Here is a 21651-nt window from a genome sequence, read left to right on the forward strand (position 1 = left end):
GGATGATGCCCTGCCGTCTCCGTCGGCCATGCCGCCCGGAGCACCGGCGTTCAGGCCCCGCCCGGCTTGATCGGCAACAGCACGCTGATGCGGAAGCCGCCGCCCGGCCGGGGCCCGGCGTCCAGCGTGCCCCCGACCATGCCGACACGCTCCCGCATGCCGATCAGCCCGTGTCCCATCCCGTCGGCACCGCCCGATTCGTACAGCTCCTGCTGCGCGCCGCGGCCGTCGTCCTCGACGAGCAGGCCGAGCCCGTCGTCGAAGTAGGTGAGCCGGACGCTGGCCCCGGCGTCCGGCCCGCCGTGCTTGCGGGTGTTGGTGAGCGCTTCCTGCACGATGCGGTAGGCGGTCAGTTCCACCCCGCTGGGCAGCGACCGGGGGGCGCCCTCGACCTGGTAGTCCACCGGCAGCCCGGCGCCGCGCACCTGCTCGATGAGTTCGCCGATCTGCTCGACGTCGGGCTGCGGCACGTACTCGCCGCCCTCGCCGCCGTCCTCGGTGCGCAGCACGCCCAGCAGCCGCCGCATCTCGGCCAGGGCCTGCCGCCCGGTCCCGGAGATCGTCTCCAGCGCCTGCTTGGCCTGGTCGGGCGCGGCGTCCAGCACATACGCGGCGCCGTCGGCCTGGACGACCATGACCGAGACGTTGTGCGCGACGACGTCGTGCAGCTCGCGCGCGATGCGCGCCCGCTCCGCGACCACGGCCATCCGGGCCTGCTGCTCGCGCTCCTTCTCCAGGCGCCCGGCCCGCTCCTCCAGCTGCGCCCAGTACGCGCGCCGGGTGCGCATCGAGTCGCCCAGCACCCAGGCCAGCACGAACGGGACGGTCAGGAAGACCGTGAGCAGCGCCTGGCCGCCCAGCGACTGATGGGGGCTCGGCCAGCGCAGCTGGGCGAGCGCGGGCGCGAGGAGCCCGGCGCCCAGGGCGAAGCGGGAGGCCCAGCGGGTGTGGCCGGAGGCCACGGTGTAGATGACGACGAGCATCGCGAAGTTCGCCAGGGTCGGCGAGGAATTCACGGCCAGCTGGACCACTCCGGCGGCGGTCACCAGCAGCAGCGTCTTCTCGGGGGCACGACGGCGCAGCGCCACCGCGGTGCACAGCACGACCGCCATGACGGCGGCCGTGACGGCACTCCCGTGCTCGACCGACGCCTCGGCCACGATCGTCAGCCAGGTCAGCCCGAGCAGCAGCACAGCCCAGAACGTGTCGACACCCGTCGGGTGCCTGCGGAGAAAGTCGTAGATGCGCTGCACGTCACCCAGCGTAGGCACGCCACCCACGTGCCGGGGTCAACCCGGCGATCGATCCCTCGCACCCCCCTCTACTCCCCAAGGTGGATGCGTGCCGTCCGCGCGGGGCGCTTAGCGTGTGGACATGGCAAGCGGAACGACGGCGGGGGCAGTGAAGGCGGCGGACGGCCCGCGCGGTACCAGGACCTGGCGGGAGGCGACCGAGGCCGCGCTCTACGGACCGGAGGGCTTCTACCTGCGCCCCGAGGGCCCCGCCGGGCACTTCCGTACCTCGGTGCACGCCTCGCCGGTCTTCGCCGGTGCGGTCGCCGCCCTGCTGCGCCGCGTCGACGCGGCCCTCGGGCACCCGGCGGAACTGGCGTTCACCGACGTCGGCGCGGGCCGGGGCGAACTGATCACCGCGGTGCTCGCGCACACCCCGCCCTCACTCGCCGCGCGGCTGCGCCCGTACGCCGTGGAACGCGCCGGACGGCCGGACGGGCTGGACGAGCGCGTCGTCTGGCTCGACGGGATCCCCTCCGGCGTCGAGGGGCTGCTGTTCGCCAACGAGTGGCTGGACAACGTGCCCGTCGACGTCGCCGAGACGGACGCCGAGGGCGTGGCGCGGCTGGTGTACGTGCAACGGGACGGCGAGGAGCTGCCGGGCGGGCCGGTGACCGGCGCGGACGCCGACTGGCTCGCCCGCTGGTGGCCGCTCGACGGCGCGGCCCCGGGCACCCGCGCCGAGATCGGGCATCCGCGCGACGCCGCCTGGTCGCGGGCGGTGGCCTCGCTGCGCGCGGGGCTGGCCGTGGCCGTGGACTACGCGCACGAGCGCGCGGCCCGCCCGCCGTTCGGCACGCTCACCGGGTTCCGCGGGGGCAGGGAGGTACGGCCGGTGCCGGACGGTTCGTGCGACATCACCGCGCACGTCGCGCTGGACGCGTGCGCGGGGCCCGGCAGCCGGGTGCTGACGCAGCGCGCGGCCCTGCGCGAGCTCGGTGTGCACGGCCGCCGCCCCCCGCTCGCGCTGGCCTCGACGGATCCGGCCGGGTACGTACGGGCGCTGGCGGCGGCCGGTGAGGCGGCCGAGCTGACCGCGCCCACGGGGCTCGGCGGCTTCGGCTGGCTCGTACAGCCGGTGGGTGCGGCGTGCGCGGGACTGCTCGGGGCCGCCGGGGGCGGCCCCGGGCCCGGCGGCTGAGACACTACTGCCCATGACGGAGACGACAGTCGGCATCGGCGGCGCGGCGGAGAGCACCGACATGGTGCTCAACATCGGCCCGCAGCACCCGTCCACGCACGGTGTGCTGCGGCTGCGGCTCGTCCTCGACGGCGAGCGGATCCGGCAGGCCGAGCCGGTGATCGGCTATATGCACCGCGGCGCGGAGAAGCTGTTCGAGGCGCGCGACTACCGCCAGATCATCATGCTCGCCAACCGCCACGACTGGCTGTCGGCCTTCTCCAACGAGCTCGGCGTCGTCCTGGCCGTGGAGCGGATGCTCGGCATGGAGGTCCCCGAGCGGGCGGTGTGGACGCGCACGCTGCTCGCCGAGCTGAACCGGGTCCTCAACCACCTGATGTTCCTCGGCTCGTACCCCCTCGAACTCGGCGGCATCACCCCTGTCTTCCACGCGTTCCACGAGCGCGAGGAGCTGCAGACGGTGATGGAGGAGGTCTCCGGCGGCCGGATGCACTACATGTTCAACCGGGTCGGCGGTCTGAAGGAGGACCTGCCCGCGGGCTGGCTCGGCCGCGCCCGGCACGCGGTGGCCGAGGTCCGCTCCCGTATGGACGTCTACGACCGGCTCGTCCTCGGCAACGAGATCTTCCGCGGCCGTACGCGCGGCGTCGGCGTGCTCACGCCCGCGACGGTGCACGCGTACGGGGTGAGCGGCCCCATCGCGCGCGCCTCCGGCGTCGACTTCGACCTGCGCCGTGACGAGCCGTACCTGGCCTACGGCGAGCTGGCGGACACCCTGAAGGTCGTCACGCGCCGGGAGGGCGACTGTCTGGCCCGCTTCGAGTGCCTGCTGGAGCAGACCCACAACTCCCTGGACCTGGCGGACGCGTGCCTGGAGCGGCTGGCCGCGCTGCCGCCCGGCCCGATCAACCAGCGGCTGCCCAAGGTGCTCAAGGCCCCGGAGGGCGCCACCTACGCCTGGACGGAGAACCCGCTCGGCCTCAACGGCTACTACCTGGTCTCCAAGGGCGAGAAGACCCCGTACCGGCTGAAGCTGCGCTCGGCGTCCTTCAACAACATCCAGGCGCTGACGGAGCTGCTGCCGGGCACGCTCGTCGCGGACATGGTGGCGATCCTGGGCTCGATGTTCTTCGTCGTCGGCGACATCGACAAGTAACGACATCGACAAGTAAGGACGAGCGGCCGACAGCCCCGGCGCGGGTCCGCGCCGGGGCTGTCGCACGAGGGTGCCGGTGCGCGGGCTACGAGGCCGCGCCGCGCAGCCGCGCCACGTCGATCTGCTCGGTCTCGTCGTGCGCGGTCAGGTCGATGACGGCGGAGTCCGCGCCGTCGGCCCCGGCGGCCCGCTCGCGCTCGGCCAGCGCCTCCTCGCCGACGACGTCCGCGAGGTCGGTCTCCTCGACCGGCTTCGGCGACAGGGGCTTGCCCTGGTTTCCGAAGAAGTCGAAGCCGCCCTGGGCACGGGACGCCGCGCGGGACGCCTCGGCCTGCGGCGGTACGGCCACGGCGACGGCACGCTTGCCGGGCGCGGCCTTCGCCTCCGGGCGCGGTGCCTTGTCCGCGTCCGCCGCGCCCTGTTCCGTACGGGCGCGGGCGCCGGCCCCGTCCGTGCCGGGGGCCGAACCGGCACCGGCCGTCACGGACCCGCCCCCGTCACCCTTCCTCTGCCGCTGCTCCGCCTTGCGTTCCAGCTCGCGCAGGGCGTCGGCGGCCTTGCGGTACGCGGCCGGGGTGACGCCGGTGAGCGGGGCGGACCCGCTGTCGGCGGACTCCGGCGCGGGCGCCGGGGCCTTCGCGTCCGACGACGCGGAGGTGCGGGCGAGCCGCCGGTCCTCCAGGGCGTCGGCGCGCTCGGCCTCCGCGGTCGCGTAACGCCGCAGCAGATCGGCGTGCTCGGTGCGCAGCCGGGCCAGCTCGGCACGCTTGGCGCGCAGCTTGCCCTCCACCCGGCTCCGGGACGCCCGCTGCTCCTCCAGCTCCGTCTCCAGCTCGGCGACGCGCTCCTCGGCCTTCCACTCCTCGCGCGTCTGAGCCGCCGTCAGCCTGGCGACCTGCCGGCCCGCGGCCCGGTCCCAGCGGCGCAGCAGCACGGAGCCGATCACCGCGGTGGCGGAGGCGGCCGCCGCGAGGGATCTGATGAGGACGGTCTCCTCCACCAGCCAGGTGCCGGCGGCGCAGACGACCGAGGTCGCGGCGACCGTCACGGCGGGAAGGAGCCTGTGCAGGGATGGCGAATGGCGATGGCGTCCTCGTGGCATGGCCTGAAACTTACCGTGCGTTGCCACGGGACGGGGACTCCGCCACGGAACTCTTCCCTTGATCTTATTTATCGCCTACGCCGGATCAGTTCTTCAGCAGGCCCTTGTGCTTGAGGTAGTCGGCGGCCACCTCCGCGGGCCTGCGCCGTTCCGCGTCGACCTTCTTGTTGAGTTCTGTCAGATCGGCCGTGGTCAGTACCTTGGTGAGCTTGCCGAGCGCCTCCGCGATCCTCGGTGAACCGGCCTTCTTCGCATTCACCACGGGCAGCACGTTGTCGGAGTTCTGCAGCTTCTTGTCGTCCTCCAGCAGGACGAGCCCGAACTGGCCGAGGGTGGCGTCGGTGGTCGTGACCAGGACCATCTGGTCCTTGCCCTCCTTGACGGCCTGCTTGGCCTGCGTGCTGCCGACGTCCAGCGGGTCGATGCCCGTGACATCGATGCCGTAGACCTTCTGCAGCCCCGGCCGGCAGTACGGCCGCTGCGCGCATTCGTCGCCCGCCGCGAGCTTGACCGGCTCCTTCGAACCGCCGAGGTCGGAAAGGGTCTTGAGCTGGTGTTTCTCCGCGAACTCCCGGGTCACCGCGAAGGCGTTCTGGTCGACTGCCGAACCCGCTTCCAGCACCTTCAGGCCGCGTGGTTCGGCGAGTTTGCGCAGGGCCTCGACGGTGGCCCGGGCGTCGGCGGAGGCGACCTGCGGCGCGTCCTTGCCGTTCTGCTTCTTGTTCAGGAATTCGGCGAGGGTCGCCGCATACTCCGGGACGACATCGATCTCGCCCTTCTCCAGCGCCGGTTCGTACAGCTCACGCGCGTCGACGGTCTGGATCGAGGTCGAATATCCGGCGTCCTTCAACAGCCTCGCGTATATCTCGGAGAGGATCCGGGACTCGGTGAAGGAAGCCGACCCGATCACCAGGGATCCCTCCCCCGGTTTCGCGGAACTCCCGCCTCCGCCCGACTTCTCCAGGCTGTCGCCGCCGCACGCGGCGAGACCCGCCGTCAGCACGGCCGCGCAGGCGGCCGCCGACAGGGCACGGGTGATCCGCGCGCGGCGTGGGGTCTGGCTCATGGGAACTCCGTCCTTCGACGTGCGTGACGTGCTGACGTGCATGACGTGCTGTGGTGCGTGACGCGCTGTGGTGCGCTCCGGTACGGGCCGGGAGGCTGCCGCCGGCCCCTTACGTCTCACATGCCACCCGGAGCGCCCGGTATGCGTGCCGGGCGGCGGCGCAGCGGGTCCAGCAGCCGCTGCAGGAGGACGAGCGCTCCCTCGACCAGCAGCGCCAGCACGGCCACCAGCAGTGCGCCCGCGACGACCTGGGCGGTGTCGGTGAGCCGGAAACCGGCCGTGATGACGCGGCCGAGGCCACCGCCCCCGGGCAGCGCGGCGAGCGCGGCCGTGGCCACGACCTGCACGGCGGCGCTGCGCACCCCGGTCGCGATCAGCGGGAAGGCCAGCGGCAGCTCCACCCCGGTCAGGAGCTGACGGCCCGTCATCCCCATGCCGCGCGCGGCCTCCACCACGTCCCGGTCGACCTCGCGCATGCCGACATAGGCGTTGGTGAGCAGCGGCGGGATCGCGAAGAGCACGAGCGCGACGACGACGGGCAGCGACCCGTAACTGCCCAGCGGGCTGAGCAGCAACAGCACCAGGACCGCGAAGGTCGGGACCGCGCGGCCCGCGTTGGAGATGTTGACCGCCAGCGCGCCGCCCCGCCCGATGTGGCCGAGCCACACGGCCACCGGCAGCGCCAGGGCGCAGGCCACGGCCAGGCACACCGCCGTCAGGAACAGGTGCTCCCCCAGCCGCTGCCACACACCGCCCTCACCGCTCCAGTGGGCGGAGGTGGACAGCCAGTCCCAGGTGCGTCCGACGACTCCCATCACACCGCCCCTTCCCCGGCCGGCACCCGGCCGGACCGTCCCGCCCGGCGCGGACGGTCCGTACGGCCCGCGCGGGTCCACGGAGTCAGCAGCCGCTGGACGAGCAGCAGCAGGAGGTCCGCCCCGACCGCGAGCACCACGCACAGCACCGACGCCGTGAGCACCTGCGCCTTGAAGTAGCTGTGCATGCCCTCGTAGATGAGATTGCCCAGGCCGCCGTAGTGCAGAATCGCGCCCACCGTGGTGAGCGAGACGGTGGAGACCGTGGTGATCCGCAGGCCGGCCATCAGCGCGGGCAGCGCGAGCGGGAGCTCCACCGCGAACAGCAGCCGCACCGGCCCGTACCCCATGCCGCGCGCCGCCTCGCGGGCCTCCTCCGGGACGGCGGCGAGCCCGGCCAGGATGTTCCGCACGAGGATCGTCAGCGAATAGAGCACCAGGCCTGTGACCACCACCGACGCCGACAGCCCGAAGACCGGCACCAGCAGCGAGAACATCGCCAGCGACGGCACCGTGTAGAGCACGGTGGTCAGGCCCAGCACCGGGCCGGCGAAGGCGCGCCGGCGGCGGGCGAGCAGCGCGAGCGGGAAGGCCACGGCCAGCCCCAGGCCCACCGAGACGACGGTGATGCCGACGTGCTGGAGCGTCGCGTCGACGAGCTCGTCGCCGCGGGTGCGCAGATACTCCCCGCAGACCCACTCATTGCTGATCAGGCAGTTCCGGTCCGCCATGTGCCCGCACCTCCCCCTGGCGTTGGGCCTGTCCGTTACCAGCGACCCTAACCCCGGGCACTGACATTCGACTCGGGGCGCCACACAGCGGCGACAATGTCCGGGGACAGTACGGCCAGAATGGGGACCCATGATCCGCTTCGAGCACGTCACCAAGCGCTACGCCGACGGCACGACCGCTGTGGACGACCTGTCCTTCCACGTGGCGGAGGGCGAGCTCGTCACGCTCGTCGGCCCCTCCGGCTGCGGCAAGACCACCACCATGAAGATGGTCAACCGGCTGATCGAGCCCACCAGCGGCAGAATCCTGCTCGACGGGGAGGACATCACGGCCGTCGACCCCGTCCGGCTGCGCCGCCGCATCGGTTACGTCATCCAGCAGGTCGGCCTCTTCCCGCACCGGACCGTGCTCGACAACACCGCGACCGTCTGCCATCTGCTGGGCTGGCCGAGGAAGAAGGCCCGCGCCCGCGCCGCCGAACTGCTCGACCTCGTCGGCCTCGACCCGGCCGTCCACGGCGGCCGCTACCCCGAACAGCTGTCGGGCGGGCAGCGGCAGCGGGTGGGCGTGGCCCGGGCGCTGGCCGCCGACCCGCCGGTGCTGCTGATGGACGAGCCGTTCGGCGCGGTCGACCCGGTGGTGCGCGAGCGGCTGCAGAACGAGTTCCTGCGGCTTCAGTCCCAGGTGCGCAAGACGGTGCTGTTCGTCACCCACGACATCGAGGAGGCCGTCCGCCTCGGCGACCGTATCGCGGTCTACGGAGAGGGGCGCATCGCGCAGTTCGACGCGCCCACGGTCGTCCTGGGCGCCCCCGCCACGCCGTACGTGGCCGACTTCGTGGGCGCCGACCGGGCCCTGAAGCGGCTCTCGGTCACCCCCATCGAGCCCGGTGACCTGGAGGCGCCCCCGGTCGTCCGGCTGGAGGACCGCGCCGCCCCGGCCGCCGCGCGCCTGGCCGCCGAGGGCGCGCGCTGGGCCGTCGTCCTGGACGACGCCGGCCGGCTGCACGGCTGGGTGTCCGCCGAGTCGCTCACCGCCGGGGCCGACGGCACCGTCGGCGACCGTTCGCGGCGCATGGACGCCTGGCTGCCCGTGGGTGCCTCCCTCAAGCAGGCGTTCAGCAGCATGCTCCAGCACGACGCCGGCTGGATCGCCGTCCTCGACAGCGAGCACGGCGACCGCTTCCTGGGCGTCCTCACCCCGGCCCGCCTGCACGAGGCGCTGCGCCGCTCCATCGACGCGGACGCGCGGGGCGCGTCCCGCGCCGAGGTGGAGCTGGAGACCGTCTCCGGGGTGTAGCGGCCGCGACGGGGCGCCGCGCAGTCCCGTGGCCGGAAACGGCCCGGCAGCCCTGCGGCAGGTGTACGGGCGGAGGGCGTACAGCGCCCCGCGCTCCGGCGGGCGTACGGGACGCGGCGGCCCGGGGCCGGAACTGCTGCCCGCAGCAGGTGTACGGGACGCGGCGCGGCCCCCGGCCGCACGCGCTTCCGGCGCAGCCCGGCCCCCGAACGGCGCCAGCGGCCCGAGCCCACCCGGCACCACAGGAAGCGCGCCACCGCCCGGCAGGCACACCGGACGTGCCGGACGTGCCGGCCCTACGCCCGCGCCGTCCCCGGCCCCCCGTGGTCCTCGTCGTCGTCCTCGGGGAGCCGGCAGACCCGCTCCAGGAAGAGGGCGGCCGCTATCACGCCCGCGCCCGCCAGCACCGAGGCACCGGCGTAGATCGCCTGGTCGCGGCGGCCCGTGGCGTCCAGCCCGGCGATGAGGAGGAAGACCCCCACCCCGCCGTACGCGCCGGAGACCACCGCCGCCACCAGGGCGCTGGCCTGGCCGAAGACCACCGAGCGGGCGGCCACCAGGGGGTCGACCCCCTTGGCGCCGGGGCGCCGCTCGCGCTGGGCCCGAAGCCTGGCGCGCAGCGACAACGCCGTCGCCGCGATGATCACCGCGATGACCGCCAGCACGACGGGCGCGGCCACCGGGACGCTCGGCAGGGTGCCGAAGGCGTCCCACAGCCGGGCACCGGCCCAGGCCAGCACCCCGGCCACGATGAACAGGCCGACCAGCACCCTGACCCGCAGCTGCTTCACCGGCTCGCTCCTCCCCGGCTCGCGCACGGGGCCGGGAACCGCTCCCGGGTGGCACGGAACACGACGCCGTCGCCCCTCTTCCTCATCCGATCCTCAACCGTCCCTCGGTCTCCCCCTGCATCCCCCGTCCCGCCGTCCGCACTTGCGGCGCACGGGGACCACCCGCCCCAACGCCTATTCGGGCAGCCGGAGTTCCAAGTCCGTGCGCGCCTCCACGCCGTTCAGGCCGATTCCGGCCAGCAGCTCGGCGACCGCGCCCCGGCCGGGCACCACGGCCTCGGGGTCCACGTCGTGCCAGGGCGCGAGCACGAAGGCGCGCTCGTGCGCCCGGGGGTGGGGCAGGGTCAGCGCCGGGTCGTCGGAGATCACGTCCTGGTAGGCGACGATGTCGACGTCGAGGGTGCGCGGCCCCCAGCGCTCGTCCCGCACGCGCTCGAAGGCCTCCTCGATGGCGTGGCCGCGCTCCAGCAGCGAGTCCGGCGGGAGGGTCGTCCGCACGAGGACGACCGCGTTGAAGTACGAGGGCTGCGAGCCGGCCTCGACGCCCCACGGCTCGGTCTCGTAGACCGGGGAGACGGCCTTCACCCGCAGCCCCGGGGTGTCCTCCAGGGCGTCGATCGCGCCCTGGAGGGTCTCCAGGCGGTTGCCGAGATTGCTGCCCAGGGAGATCACGGCCCGTTTGGGGTTGCTCAGGGTCACATCGGCGGCGTCCACCTGTTCCACCACGGAGGCGGGCACCGGCTGCACGGTCGGGTCGCTGCTGCTCATACTCGGCTCCGGGTGATAGTGATCGTCACGTCGTCGAAGGGCACGGTGATCGGGGCGTCCGGCTTGTGCACGGTGACCTCGACCTCCTGCACCGGTTCGTGCTTCAGGCACTGGCGGGCGATCCGCTCGGCGAGGGTCTCGATGAGATCGACGGGCTCGCCCTGGACGATGCCGGCCACCTCCTCCGCCACGACGCCGTAGTGCACGGTCTTCGTGAGGTCGTCGTCGGCCGCCGCGGGCCGGGTGTCCAGGCCGAGCACCAGGTCCACGATGAAGGTCTGGCCCTCCTCGCGTTCCCGGGGGAAGACCCCGTGGTGCCCACGGGCCTTCAGGCCGCGCAGCGCGACACGGTCCACACGAATCACTCCTGCTGGTCGTCGGTGTGCGCGTGCGCGCCGACACACGTCGGCGCACCGCCCGTCCCCGACGTCGGTCGGGTATCCGCCTTCGAATCTACCTGCGAGCAGTGACACCACTCGCACATGGACGCAGGCCGATGCCGCAGAAATCTCCGGACATCCACCGACATTCACGGGCACATTCGGGCGCTTTCGACAAGGCGTGGCCAGGGCACCGGCCCGGCCGCACGGCTCACGGCGCGCTTGCCCCGCGAACCCGTGCCCCACCCCTACCCACCTGCCGAACAGCCCGAACGAGTGATCACGAACCGGGCCCGTCCGCGTCGTCCTCCTCGTCGCCCCCGTCCTCCTCCTCGCGCCCCGCCAGCACCGGGGAGCCGTGGTGCGACCACACCTTCCACTGCCCGCGCACCCGCCGGAAGACATTCGTCGCCACGACCAGCTGCCCCACCAGCGGCCCCAGCTCGCCCTCCTCCTCGGCCGGGCCGCCGCTGAGGATGTTCTCCGTACAGGTCACCAGCGCGGTGTCACCGGCCACCGACACCTCGACGTCCGTGAGGAAGAACTGGATGTAGTCGGTGCTCGCCATGATCAGCGCGTACGAGCGCAGCACCTCGCCGCGCCCCCGCAGCACCGGCCAGCCCGGGTGCACGCACGAGACCTCGGTGTCCGGGTCGTCCAGCCACAGCCGGCCCATCGCCACCGTGTCGCCGCGCTCCACCGCCTCGTACAGCGCGGTGTTGGCCAGCTCGACCCGCTCGCTGTCCGTACGGGCGGTGCTCACCCGCACCCCTCGGTCCCCGCCGCTGCCGCCTCCCGCACGGCCTGTACGACCCGTACCGCGTCCGCGCTCGCCCGTACCTCGTGCACCCGCACCGCCCAGGCGCCCTCACGCGCTGCGAGCGTGCTCACCGCCGCCGTCGCGGCGTCCCGCTCCCGGGCGGGCGGCACCTCCTCCGAGCCGCCGGCCAGCACCCGGCCCAGGAAGCGCTTGCGGGAGGCGGCCACCAGCACCGGCAGCCCCAGTTCGCGGCGGAACCGGCCCAGCCCGGCGACCAACGCCAGGTCGTGCTCGGCGTTCTTCGCGAAACCCAGGCCCGGGTCGACGACGATCCGCCCCGGGTCCACACCGCCCGCCACCACCGCGTCCAGCCGCTGCCGCAGCTCGGCGACCACCTCGCCGAGCACGTCCCCGTAGACCGCGCGGCTGTTCATGCCGGCGCTGAAACCGCGCCAGTGCATCACCACGAACGGCACCCCGGCCGCGGCCACCGCCGGCACCATGGCCGGGTCCGCGAGCCCGCCGCTGACGTCGTTGACGAGCCGCGCGCCCGCCGCGACGGCCGCCTCCGCGACCGAGGCGCGCATGGTGTCCACCGACACCACCACGCCCTCCTCGGCCAGCCCCCGCACCACCGGGACCACCCGGCGCAGTTCCTCGGCCTCGTCCACCCGCGCGGCCCCCGGGCGCGTGGACTCGCCGCCCACGTCGACCAGATCGGCGCCGCCGGCGACCAGGTCCAGCCCCCGCTTGACCGCCACCTCGGTGTCGAACCAGCGGCCGCCGTCGGAGAACGAATCCGGCGTGACGTTGACCACGCCCATCACCGCACAGCGGCCCCACTCCGGCAGACCGACGGGCCCGAATCGACCACGCAAGGTACTCATGACCACAGCCTAGGGCGTGCCGTGGAGAGCGCACCGCCCCGCCCCGGCCCGGGTCCGCGCACCGCGCGCACAGGGCGGGCGCACGGACGCGGGCGGCGCACTCCGGCCGCGGCCCACGACACGCCTGAGCCCCGCCCGCCGGTCGGCGGACGGGGCTCAAGGGGGCGAGAGGCCGTGCGTCGCACGGCTATCGGCAGGCCGTCACGCGGCCCGCGTGACCTCGGCGGGCGAGACCTGCTCGTCCTCGTGCACGCACGGCTTCGGCACGGACGGGCGGCGCCGCCAGGGGCGCGGCATGGACAGCGTCAGGAAGCCCTCCGCCTGCATCATCGCGAAGCCGATCCGCGGCAGGTCGCGGTTGTTGGGGAAGACCACGAAACGCGGCTCCCAGCGCGGCCGGAACTTCTCGTTGAACTTGTACAGCGACTCGATCTGGAACCAGCGCGAGAGGAAGACCAGCACCGCGCGCTGCATCCGCACCACCGGGCCCGCGCCCAGCTTGCCGCCGCGCTCCAGTGCCGAGCGGAAGAACGCGAAGTTCAGCGACAGCCGCGTGATCTTCAGCTCGGGGGCGGCCTGCAGGAAGGCCACGATCAGCAGCTCGTTCATGCCCGGGTCCGCGCTGCGGTCACGGCGCATGAGCTCCAGCGAGGAGCCGTCCTTGCCCCACGGCACGTAGTGCTGCATGGCCTTGAGGTCGCCGAAGGGGGCCTCCTCGCCCTCCTCCGGGTCCCTGTGGGCGGTCGCGATGATCGCGTCCAGGTCCTTCGGGTCGCCGATGCGGCCGAGCGCCATGGAGAAGCCGCGCTCCTCCTCGGTGTCGCGCCAGGCGTTCGCCGCCTCCTGGACGACCGCCAGCTCCTCGGGCGAGAGATCGCCGACGCGCCGCACCTTGGTGGAGTAGCCGTTGCGCTCGATGCGCTTGACCATCTGGCGGACGTTGCGCATCGCGCGCCCGGTCAGGCTGAAGTCGGCCACGTCGACGATGGCCTCGTCGCCCATCTCCAGGGCGTCCAGCCCGGTCTCGCGGGTCCACACCTCGCCACCGGTCTCGCTGCATCCGGCGACGGCGGGGGTCCAGGAGTGGCGCTTGGCGAGCTCCATGAACTGCTCGATCGCGCCCGGCCACGCCTCGACATCACCGATCGGGTCACCGCTGGCGAGCATCACCCCGGAGACCACGCGGTAGGAGACGGCCGCCTTGCCACTGGGCGAGAAGACCACGCTCTTGTCGCGGCGCAGCGCGAAGTGGCCCAGCGAGTCCCGCTCGCCGTGCTTGGCGAGCAGCTCGCGCAGCCGGTCCTCGTCCTCCTCGGTGAGGACGGCCGCCGGGTGCTCGGGCCGGAAGGCCAGGAAGGCGGTGGTGGCGACGGTCAGCAGACCGAGGGCGCCCAGGGAGTAGCCGACGGTGTAGTCGACGTTGTCGGTGTAGCGGATCGAGCCCTCGAAGCCGAACAGACCCCAGACCACGTGCTCGATCTGCTCCCGCACCGGCGGGTCGCCGATCATCTGGTCCGGGTGCGAGCCGACGATCAGCCAGCCGAGAGCGAAGCTCGCGCCGCCCATGAGCACGAAGTTGGCGAGCGCCTTCCAGCGGCTGCGCGGGTCCGGCAGCGCGGAGAAGGCCTTCTTGTGCCGCACGAGGTAGGCGAAGAGCAGCAGGGAGATGACCGCGCCGGCCGGCGAGTGGCGGTAGAGCAGATGGGCGGCGGCACCGACGGGAAGCACCACCACGGCCGCCAGCCAGGCCCGCTGCTTGGCCCGCTTGAGGCCGTGCGCGAGCATCAGCAGCAGGATGCCGACCACGATCGAGGCCGCGGCGGCGAAGGAGGTCACGGCACCCGGCAGCAGCTCGGCGACGTGGTGCACCCGGCTGATCCGGAAACGGGGAATGACGCCGGCCGCGATGTCCAGCAGACCGATGACGGCCGCGACCGTACCCACGACGGCAGGCACGTTCTCGGGCTTCGGTCCCTTGACGATACGCGCAAGCACCGACAGCCACTTGGGTTTGGTTCGCTGGGGAACCCCGTCGGACTTTTTGCCATCTACCCTGACAGACATCTCTTCCCGTCGTCCTGTCGAGTGGGCCCGCACCGTGCTTGGCGGCAGGTCCCGGACAATGTGCGCCCTGTAGGACGACGGTTTCGGGGTTGAGGTTCCGCCTGGGCCGCGCCCGGAAAGAAGTAACCATTCCGCGACCCGGGGGACCGGGGCGCCCGGTCAGAAAGCACCTCATGGGTCTCACCAGCAAGACAGTTCTGCTGTTGGCCGCCATAGCGGCGCTCGTGCTCTTCGCTCTGACGGTCTGGCTCTGGCCCCGGCTGGGGAAGCGGACCGCCGGGTCCGTTCTCGGCCGGATCGGCATGCTTCTCGTCACCCAGCTGACCCTGTTCGCGGCGATCGGCCTGTACGCGAACTACTCCTTCGGCTTCTACGCCTCGTGGGCGGACCTCTTCGGCCAGGAGCAGGAGCAGGGCGTGGTGGTCGACCACAGCGCGGGCGCCAAGCAGGTGCAGGTCAAAGGGATCCAGCTGGTGAACGTCCCGCGCGCCTCGGTGGCCCGGGTCGCCGGCCGCATCGAGCAGGTCAACATCCAGGGCACCGAGTCGAAGATCGCCAGCCCCGCCTATGTGTACCTGCCGCCCGAGTACTTCCAGCCGGAGTACGCGCACCGCAGCTTTCCCGCCTCGGTCGTCCTGACCGGCTACCCGGGCACCGCGGAGGCCCTCATCAAGGGGCTGCACTACCCGCAGGTCGCGCACAAGCTGGCCAAGGAGAAGAAGATGCAGCCCACCATCCTCGTGATGATGCGGCCGACCGTCGCCCCGCCCCGGGACACCGAGTGCGTCGACATACCGAACGGCCCGCAGAGCGAGACCTTCTTCGTCAAGGACCTGCGCAAGGCCCTGTCCCAGCAGTACCGGATCGGCCTGAAGCCCGCGAACTGGGGCATGATCGGCGACTCGACCGGCGGCTACTGCGCCCTGAAGTTCGCCCTGCGCCACCCCGACTCCTACGGTGCGGCGGCCGCCCTGTCCGGCTACTACAAGGCGCTGCAGGACCCCACCACCGGTGACCTCTTCGGCGGCAGCAAGAAGCTGGAGCAGGAGAACGACCTGATGTGGCGGCTGCAGAACAAGCCGCTGCCGCCCGTCTCGCTGCTGGTGACCAGCAGCAAGCAGGGTGAGCACAACTACAAGGACACCCTGAAGTTCATCGACCTGGCCAAGCAGCACCCCACCCGGGTGTCGTCGATGATCCTGGAGAGCGGCGGCCACAACTTCAACACCTGGCGCCGTGAGATCCCCGGCACTCTGCAGTGGATGGGCAGCCGCCTCAGCGCGTGAGACGCCCCGCTCCTTCGGCCCGCTCCGGCGGGCCTTTTTCCTGCCCCGGGCCCGGCCGCGCTCAGCGGGCCATGATCAGGCTCATCGCCTCGGCGCGGGTCGCGGGATCGCGCAGCTGGCCCCGGACCGCGGAGGTCAGGGTCTTCGCGCCGGGCTTGCGGATGCCCCGCATGGACATGCACATGTGCTCGCACTCGATGACCACGACCACGCCCCGCGCCTCCAGGATCTCCATCAGCGAGTCCGCGATCTGGGTGGTGAGCCGTTCCTGGACCTGCGGCCGGCGGGCGTAGACGTCCACGAGGCGGGCCAGCTTGGACAGTCCGGTGATCTTGCCGGTGGTCGACGGGATGTAGCCGACGTGCGCCACTCCGTGGAAGGGCACCAGGTGGTGCTCGCAGGTGCTGTAGACCTCGATGTCCCGCACCAGCACCATCTCGTCGTGCCCGAGGTCGAAGGTCGTGGTCAGCACGTCCTCCGGCTCCTGCCACAGGCCGGCGAATATCTCCTTGAACGCGCGCGCCACTCGGGCGGGGGTCTCCCGCAGGCCCTCCCGGTCGGGGTTCTCCCCCACGGCGATGAGCAGCTCTCGGACGGCGTTCTCGGCCCGCTTCTCGTCGAAGTCGCCGATGGTGTGCTCGGCGTCCAGCGTCACCGGGTCGGTCATGGAGTTGCCTCGTTCTCTCGTACGGAAGGACAGCCGGCTTCGGCCCCGGAATGCGGGATGCCGCGCCACCAAGGCTAATAACCTGGGTGACGCGGCATCCATTCCGGGCTCGAACACGCTCCCGGCCGGTCGGCTCGCGGTACGGAGCTGCGGCTCAGCTCTCCGGGCGGGTGTCCTCGGGGAGCTCGACCTTCTCGATGTTCACTCCGCCGTTGCTCGGGGCCAGCTCCTTGGGCGAGAGCACCGGGGGCCGGGTGGAGGGCATACGGCGCGAGGAACCGGTCCACGCCGGGCGCGGCGGCCGCTTGACGACGTGCTTGAAGATCTCGGCGATCTCCTCCTTGTTCAGCGTCTCCTTCTCCAGGAGCGCCAGCACCAGGTTGTCGAGGACGTCACGGTTCTCGACGAGGATCTCCCACGCCTCGTTGTGCGCGGTCTCGATGAGCTTCTTGACCTCTTCGTCGACCAGGGCCGCGACCTCTTCCGAGTAGTCGCGCTGGTGCGACATCTCACGGCCCAGGAACGGCTCGCTGTTGTCCGAGCCGAACTTGATCGCGCCGAGCCGCTCGGTCATGCCGTACTGGGTGACCATCGCGCGGGCGGTGGCGGTGGCCTTCTCGATGTCGTTGGCCGCGCCCGTGGTCGGGTCGTGGAAGACGAGCTCCTCGGCCGCGCGCCCGCCCAGCATGTAGGCGAGCTGGTCGAGCATCTCGTTGCGCGTGGTGGAGTACTTGTCCTCGTCGGGCAGGACCATGGTGTAGCCGAGCGCACGGCCCCGGGACAGGATGGTGATCTTGTGCACCGGGTCGGAGTTCGGGGACGCCGCCGCGACCAGGGCGTGACCGCCCTCGTGGTAGGCGGTGATCTTCTTCTCCTTGTCGCTCATGATCCGGGTCCGCTTCTGCGGACCGGCCACGACGCGGTCGATCGCCTCGTCGAGCATGCCGTTGTCGATCAGCTTCCGGTCACTGCGGGCCGTCAGCAGGGCGGCCTCGTTCAGCACGTTGGACAGATCGGCACCGGTGAAGCCGGGGGTGCGGCGGGCGACGGCCGAGAGGTCGACGTCCGGGGCGACCGGCTTGCCCTTCTGGTGGACCTTGAGGATCTCCAGCCGGCCCTGCATGTCCGGGCGGTCGACGGCGATCTGCCGGTCGAAGCGGCCGGGGCGCAGCAGCGCCGGGTCGAGGATGTCGGGCCGGTTGGTGGCGGCGATCAGGATGACGCCGCCCTTGACGTCGAAGCCGTCCATCTCGACGAGCAGCTGGTTGAGGGTCTGCTCCCGCTCGTCGTGGCCGCCGCCGAGGCCCGCGCCGCGGTGCCGGCCGACGGCGTCGATCTCGTCGACGAAGACGATGGCCGGGGCGTTGGCCTTGGCCTGCTCGAACAGGTCACGGACCCGGGAGGCACCCACACCCACGAACATCTCGACGAAGTCGGAGCCGGAGATCGAGTAGAAGGGCACGCCCGCCTCGCCGGCGACGGCGCGCGCGAGCAGCGTCTTGCCCGTACCGGGCGGGCCGTACAGCAGCACGCCCTTGGGGATCTTGGCGCCGACGGCCTGGAACTTGGCCGGCTCCTGGAGGAACTCCTTGATCTCGTGGAGCTCCTCGACGGCCTCGTCTGCACCGGCGACATCGGCGAAGGTCGTCTTCGGGGTGTCCTTGGTGATGAGCTTGGCCTTGGACTTGCCGAAGTTCATCACCCGGGAGCCGCCGCCCTGCATCTGATTCATCAGGAACAGGAACACGACGACGATCAGGACGAACGGCAGCAGCGAGAGCAGCACCCCGATGAAGGGGTTCTGCTTCGACGTCGAGACGTTGTACCCGTCCGGGACCATGTTCTTCTCGGCGTTGGCCTGCAGCGTCTTGGCGAGGTCGACGCCCTGGTCGCCGATGTAGTTCGCCTGGATCTTGCCGCTGCCCTTGACCTTGAAGCCGTCCTTGAGCTCGACCTTGATCTTGTTCTCGTCGCCGGTCGTCAGCTCGGCCGATTTCACCTGGTCCTTGGCGATCGCGTTCACGACCTGGCTGGTGTCCACCGACTTGTAGCCGCCGGACGAGCCGACGACCTGCATCAACACGACCACGGCGAGGACGGCCAGCACGATCCACATGACCGGCCCACGGAAGTAGCGCTTCACGTCCATCCATACGGGGCGCCGAGCGCCCCGTCCCTCCTGCCACAGTGAGGCACGGCTGCCCCTTGTGCGGGGGGCCTGTGCGTACGGTGTACTGCTCGACCTTGAAAAGCTTGAAAAAGACTGACCTTCGGACGGTACCCCAGCATTGTCACCCGACGCCGCCGCAGACGGTCAACCAACCCGCCTTCCCCTGCTCCAACGGCGGAAACCCGCGAAGAGTTCCCGCCGGCCGGTACCGCCCGCCCTCGCGGGAGGGGCTCAGCCGCCGTAGACGTGCGGCGCGAGCGTGGCCACACAGGGCAGGTTGCGGTACTTCTCCGCGTAGTCCAGCCCGTAGCCGACGACGAACTCGTTGGGGATGTCGAAGCCCACCCACTTGACGTCGATGGCGACCTTGGCGGCCTCCGGCTTGCGCAGCAGCGTGACGACGTTGAGGGAGGCGGGCTCGCGGGAGCCCAGGTTCGACAGCAGCCAGGACAGGGTCAGGCCGGAGTCGATGATGTCCTCGACGATCAGGACGTCCTTGCCCTTGATGTCGGTGTCGAGGTCCTTGAGGATCCGCACCACCCCGGAGGACTGGGTGCCCGCGCCGTAGGAGGAGACGGCCATCCAGTCCATGGTCAGGGGGGTGGACAGGGCACGCGCCAGGTCCGCCATCACCATCACGGCGCCCTTGAGGACACCGACGATGAGCAGCTCCCGGCCCGCGTACTCCGCGTCGATCTTCGCCGCCAGTTCGGCGAGCTTCGCGTCGATCTCTTCCTTGGTGATGAGCACCGACTTCAGGTCGGTGCCCATGTCCTTCTCGTCCACCCGCGCCACTCTCGTTCGGTTACGGCTCGTCCGGCAGTCGCGGGCCGCCGAGCCCCGTTCGCACGAGTTCGATTCAGCCCTGCCGGAGCACCAGTCTGCCACCCTGCCTGCGGACCGCGACGCGACCGGGCAGATTGATGGCACCTTGGCCGCGCCAGCCGGTGATGAGCCGGTCGATCTCCTCGATGTGGCGGGCGAAGAGCGAGCCGGCGGGGGAGCCGGCGGCGATGGCCGCGCGGCGCAGGACCCTGCGGCGGACGGCGGGCGGCAGGGCGTAGAGCTTGGCGGTCTCCAGGGCACCGGACTCGTCACGGACGGAGGGCTCCACCGTGGCCGCCCAGTCGTCGAGGGCGTCGGCGTCGTCCCGGGAGAGCTGGGCGGTGCGGGCGAGGGCCTCGACGACGCCCTTGCCGAGGGCCTTCTCCAGGACGGGCAGCGCCTCGTGGCGGACCCGGGAGCGGGTGTAGGCGGGGTCGGTGTTGTGGGGGTCGTCCCAGACGGGCAGGGACTGCACGAGGCACGCCTTGCGCGCGGTCTGCCGGTCCAGGCCGAGGAAGGGCCTGCGGTAGCGGTTGCCGGTGCCGGAGGCGGAGGCCATGCCGGACAGCGAGCGGATGCCGGAGCCGCGGGCGAGCCCGAGCAGCACGGTCTCGGCCTGGTCGTCGCGGGTGTGGCCGAGCAGGACCGCGGCGGCGCCGTGCCGCTCGGCGGCGGCGTCGAGCGCGGCGTAGCGGGCGTCGCGGGCGGCGGCCTCGGGCCCGCCGTCCCGGCCGACGGCCACGCTCAGGCTCTCCACGGGGTCGAGGCCGAGGACGCGCAGCCGCTCGGCGACCTCGGCGGCGCGGGTGTCGGAGCCGGGCTGCAGGCCGTGGTCGACGGTGACCCCGCCGGCCCGGACGCCGAGCCTCGGGGCCTCGAAGGCCAGCGCGGAGGCGAGGGCCATGGAGTCGGCGCCGCCGGAACAGGCGGCCAGGACCAGGGGGCGGAGCGGAGCCCCTCCGGCGGGGGCGGGGGGAACGGATGCGGGCGGGGTGGAGGTGAGGACGTCGTGGAGTACGCGGCGGACCGCCAGGCGTATCGCGGCGACCGCGGGATGTGGACCCATGTCCGTGTGTCCAATCGTTCCATATGGAGATGGTTCGGAGCTGCGCGAGCTACGAGCCTCAGTCACGCTGTGTGCGTCGATGGTGACAGAAGCGAGCCATTACCCGAGCATCGCACGCCCACCCCGGGCTCACGCTCCCTCGGACGGGTGATTACGGAAGCGTTCTACCCGGAGGTGGAGCATCCGCTTCACGAGTCGGTGCGGCGGTGCACCCGCGCGACCCAGTCCGCCGGTTTGGCGATCTCCGCCTTGGTGGGCAGGGTGTTCGGCGAGGTCCACACGCGGTTGAAGCCGTCCATGCCGACCTCCTCGACCACGGCCCGTACGAAACGCTCGCCGTCGCGGTACTGCCGCAGCTTGGCGTCCAGGCCCAGCAGCTTGCGCAGCGCCACGTCGAGGCGGCCCGCGCCGCTCGCGCGCCGCTGCTGGAACTTCTCCCGGATCTCCGCGACAGTGGGCACGACCTGCGGCCCCACCCCGTCCATCACGTAGTCGGCGTGACCCTCCAGCAGGGACATCACCGCGGTGAGCCGTCCCAGGATCTCACGCTGGGCGGGGGTCTGGACCAGGTCCACGATGCTCCGCCCGCCGCGCCCCTCCTCGCCGTCCGCGCCGGCCTCCGGCCTGCCCCCGGCGAAGGACTGCGCCGCTTCGCGCAGCCGCTCCAGCAGGGTCGCCGGGTCGATCTCGGTCTCGCCGAGGAAGGTCTGGATCTCGCCCTCGATGTGGTCGCGCAGCCAGGGCACCGCGGCGAACTGGGTGCGGTGCGTCTCCTCGTGCAGGCACACCCACAGCCGGAAGTCGTGCGGGGCCACCTCCAGTTCGCGCTCGACGTGGACGATGTTGGGGGCCACCAGCAGCAGCCTGCCGCCGCCGGAGGCGGATCCGGGCAGCTCGCGCGTCGCCGGGGCGAAGGTCTCGTACTGGCCGAGCACCCGGGAGGCCAGGAACGACAGCAGCATGCCCAGTTCGACGCCGGTGACCTTGCCGCCGACCGCGCCCAGCACGGCGCCCCCGGGCACCGCTCCGCGCCTCTCCTGCATCTTCTCCAGCAGCGGGCCCAGCACGGCCCGGAAGCCGGCGACGTTCGCCCTGATCCAGCCGGGGCGGTCCACGACGAGCACCGGGGTGTCGTCGGCCGCCGCCCCTACCCCCTCGGCGCCCGGCGGCGTCATCCGCGTGAACGAACGGACGTGCTCCTCCGAGGTCTTCGCGTGCCGCCGCAGCTCCGCGACCACGGCGCGCGCCTCGTCCCGGCCGACCTCCGGGCCGGGCCGTACGAGCCGGGTCGCGGTCGCCACCGCGAGCTTCCAGTCGACCATCTCCGCACCACCGATGCTCGTCATGGGTTCACGGTACGTGGTGCGCGCGGCTCGCGGTCAGG

General features: G+C 72.1%; 20 protein-coding genes. 4 read left to right on the plus strand and 16 right to left on the minus strand.

What is annotated here, in order from left to right; all coding sequences use genetic code 11:
• Nucleotides 1–50 precede the first annotated feature (50 nt).
• Nucleotides 51–1253, minus strand: coding sequence for a sensor histidine kinase (locus ACFP1Z_RS26605; RefSeq protein WP_390320137.1), 1203 nt, complete (start codon nucleotides 1251–1253; stop codon nucleotides 51–53).
• A 121-nt stretch (nucleotides 1254–1374) separates the two neighbouring features.
• Here ACFP1Z_RS26605 and ACFP1Z_RS26610 point away from each other — a divergent pair, with 121 nt between their 5' ends.
• A complete protein-coding gene (locus ACFP1Z_RS26610) occupies nucleotides 1375–2433 on the plus strand; it encodes an SAM-dependent methyltransferase (RefSeq protein WP_390320138.1) in 1059 nt (352 codons plus the stop codon).
• A 13-nt stretch (nucleotides 2434–2446) separates the two neighbouring features.
• A complete protein-coding gene (locus ACFP1Z_RS26615; RefSeq protein ID WP_390320139.1) occupies nucleotides 2447–3589 on the plus strand; it encodes an NADH-quinone oxidoreductase subunit D in 1143 nt (380 codons plus the stop codon).
• Nucleotides 3590–3674: 85 nt separating this feature from the next.
• On the opposite strand, the gene ACFP1Z_RS26620 is transcribed toward ACFP1Z_RS26615, so the two are convergent.
• The 4 genes from ACFP1Z_RS26620 to ACFP1Z_RS26635 form a co-directional block, all read right to left on the minus strand.
• Entirely contained in the window at nucleotides 3675–4637 is a 963-nt protein-coding gene (locus ACFP1Z_RS26620; RefSeq protein ID WP_390320140.1) for a hypothetical protein, read from the minus strand.
• A gap of 139 nt (nucleotides 4638–4776) precedes the next feature.
• On the minus strand, nucleotides 4777–5757 hold the full coding sequence (locus ACFP1Z_RS26625; RefSeq protein ID WP_390320142.1) for an ABC transporter substrate-binding protein: 981 nt from the start codon (nucleotides 5755–5757) through the stop codon (nucleotides 4777–4779).
• Nucleotides 5758–5873: 116 nt separating this feature from the next.
• Nucleotides 5874–6572 (minus strand): ABC transporter permease, encoded by a 699-nt coding sequence (locus ACFP1Z_RS26630; protein ID WP_390320144.1) that lies wholly within the window; start codon nucleotides 6570–6572, stop codon nucleotides 5874–5876.
• On the minus strand, nucleotides 6572–7303 hold the full coding sequence (locus ACFP1Z_RS26635) for an ABC transporter permease (RefSeq protein ID WP_390320146.1): 732 nt from the start codon (nucleotides 7301–7303) through the stop codon (nucleotides 6572–6574). The genes ACFP1Z_RS26630 and ACFP1Z_RS26635 overlap by 1 nt, the downstream gene beginning before the upstream one ends.
• 130 nt (nucleotides 7304–7433) lie before the next feature.
• On the opposite strand from ACFP1Z_RS26635, the gene ACFP1Z_RS26640 reads away from it, so the two are divergent.
• Nucleotides 7434–8603: an ABC transporter ATP-binding protein gene (locus ACFP1Z_RS26640; protein WP_390320147.1), complete on the plus strand. Its 1170-nt coding sequence runs from the start codon at nucleotides 7434–7436 to the stop codon at nucleotides 8601–8603.
• A 296-nt stretch (nucleotides 8604–8899) separates the two neighbouring features.
• Here the strand turns inward: ACFP1Z_RS26640 and ACFP1Z_RS26645 are convergent, their stop codons facing one another.
• The 6 genes from ACFP1Z_RS26645 to ACFP1Z_RS26670 all read right to left on the minus strand — a co-directional run bounded on the left by ACFP1Z_RS26645 (nucleotide 8900) and on the right by ACFP1Z_RS26670 (nucleotide 14253).
• Complete coding sequence (locus tag ACFP1Z_RS26645) at nucleotides 8900–9394, minus strand: DUF3180 domain-containing protein (protein WP_390320148.1); 495 nt, start codon at nucleotides 9392–9394, stop codon at nucleotides 8900–8902.
• 174 nt (nucleotides 9395–9568) lie between these two features.
• A complete protein-coding gene (gene folK / locus ACFP1Z_RS26650) occupies nucleotides 9569–10162 on the minus strand; it encodes a 2-amino-4-hydroxy-6-hydroxymethyldihydropteridine diphosphokinase (RefSeq protein ID WP_390320150.1) in 594 nt (197 codons plus the stop codon).
• Nucleotides 10159–10518 carry a dihydroneopterin aldolase gene (gene folB, locus ACFP1Z_RS26655; protein WP_390320151.1) on the minus strand — a complete coding sequence of 120 codons (360 nt, stop codon included), beginning with the start codon at nucleotides 10516–10518 and terminating at the stop codon, nucleotides 10159–10161. The genes folK and folB overlap by 4 nt, the downstream gene beginning before the upstream one ends.
• A gap of 304 nt (nucleotides 10519–10822) precedes the next feature.
• Nucleotides 10823–11305, minus strand: a complete 483-nt coding sequence (locus ACFP1Z_RS26660; protein WP_390320152.1) for a nuclear transport factor 2 family protein — start codon at nucleotides 11303–11305, stop codon at nucleotides 10823–10825.
• Entirely contained in the window at nucleotides 11302–12189 is an 888-nt protein-coding gene (gene folP, locus ACFP1Z_RS26665) for a dihydropteroate synthase (protein WP_390320154.1), read from the minus strand. Before folP ends, ACFP1Z_RS26660 begins: the two co-directional genes overlap by 4 nt.
• A 201-nt stretch (nucleotides 12190–12390) precedes the next feature.
• Nucleotides 12391–14253, minus strand: a complete 1863-nt coding sequence (locus ACFP1Z_RS26670) for a phosphatidylglycerol lysyltransferase domain-containing protein (RefSeq protein ID WP_390320156.1) — start codon at nucleotides 14251–14253, stop codon at nucleotides 12391–12393.
• A gap of 173 nt (nucleotides 14254–14426) precedes the next feature.
• On the opposite strand from ACFP1Z_RS26670, the gene ACFP1Z_RS26675 reads away from it, so the two are divergent.
• A complete protein-coding gene (locus ACFP1Z_RS26675; protein ID WP_390320158.1) occupies nucleotides 14427–15539 on the plus strand; it encodes an alpha/beta hydrolase in 1113 nt (370 codons plus the stop codon).
• 61 nt (nucleotides 15540–15600) lie between these two features.
• Here ACFP1Z_RS26675 and folE read toward each other — a convergent pair whose 3' ends face one another.
• From folE to ACFP1Z_RS26700, 5 genes are all read right to left on the minus strand, one after another.
• A complete protein-coding gene (folE, locus tag ACFP1Z_RS26680) occupies nucleotides 15601–16206 on the minus strand; it encodes a GTP cyclohydrolase I FolE (RefSeq protein ID WP_390320159.1) in 606 nt (201 codons plus the stop codon).
• Between the two features lie 154 nt (nucleotides 16207–16360).
• Complete coding sequence (gene ftsH / locus ACFP1Z_RS26685; RefSeq protein WP_390320161.1) at nucleotides 16361–18355, minus strand: ATP-dependent zinc metalloprotease FtsH; 1995 nt, start codon at nucleotides 18353–18355, stop codon at nucleotides 16361–16363.
• Nucleotides 18356–18607: 252 nt separating this feature from the next.
• Nucleotides 18608–19147 carry a hypoxanthine phosphoribosyltransferase gene (hpt, locus tag ACFP1Z_RS26690; RefSeq protein WP_390320240.1) on the minus strand — a complete coding sequence of 180 codons (540 nt, stop codon included), beginning with the start codon at nucleotides 19145–19147 and terminating at the stop codon, nucleotides 18608–18610.
• Between the two features lie 88 nt (nucleotides 19148–19235).
• Nucleotides 19236–20267 (minus strand): tRNA lysidine(34) synthetase TilS, encoded by a 1032-nt coding sequence (tilS, locus tag ACFP1Z_RS26695; RefSeq protein ID WP_390320163.1) that lies wholly within the window; start codon nucleotides 20265–20267, stop codon nucleotides 19236–19238.
• 188 nt (nucleotides 20268–20455) lie between these two features.
• A complete protein-coding gene (locus ACFP1Z_RS26700) occupies nucleotides 20456–21613 on the minus strand; it encodes a zinc-dependent metalloprotease (RefSeq protein ID WP_390320165.1) in 1158 nt (385 codons plus the stop codon).
• Nucleotides 21614–21651: the final 38 nt, after the last annotated feature.

This window comes from Streptomyces gamaensis (assembly GCF_042656465.1).
Lineage (GTDB): Bacteria > Actinomycetota > Actinomycetes > Streptomycetales > Streptomycetaceae > Streptomyces > Streptomyces gamaensis.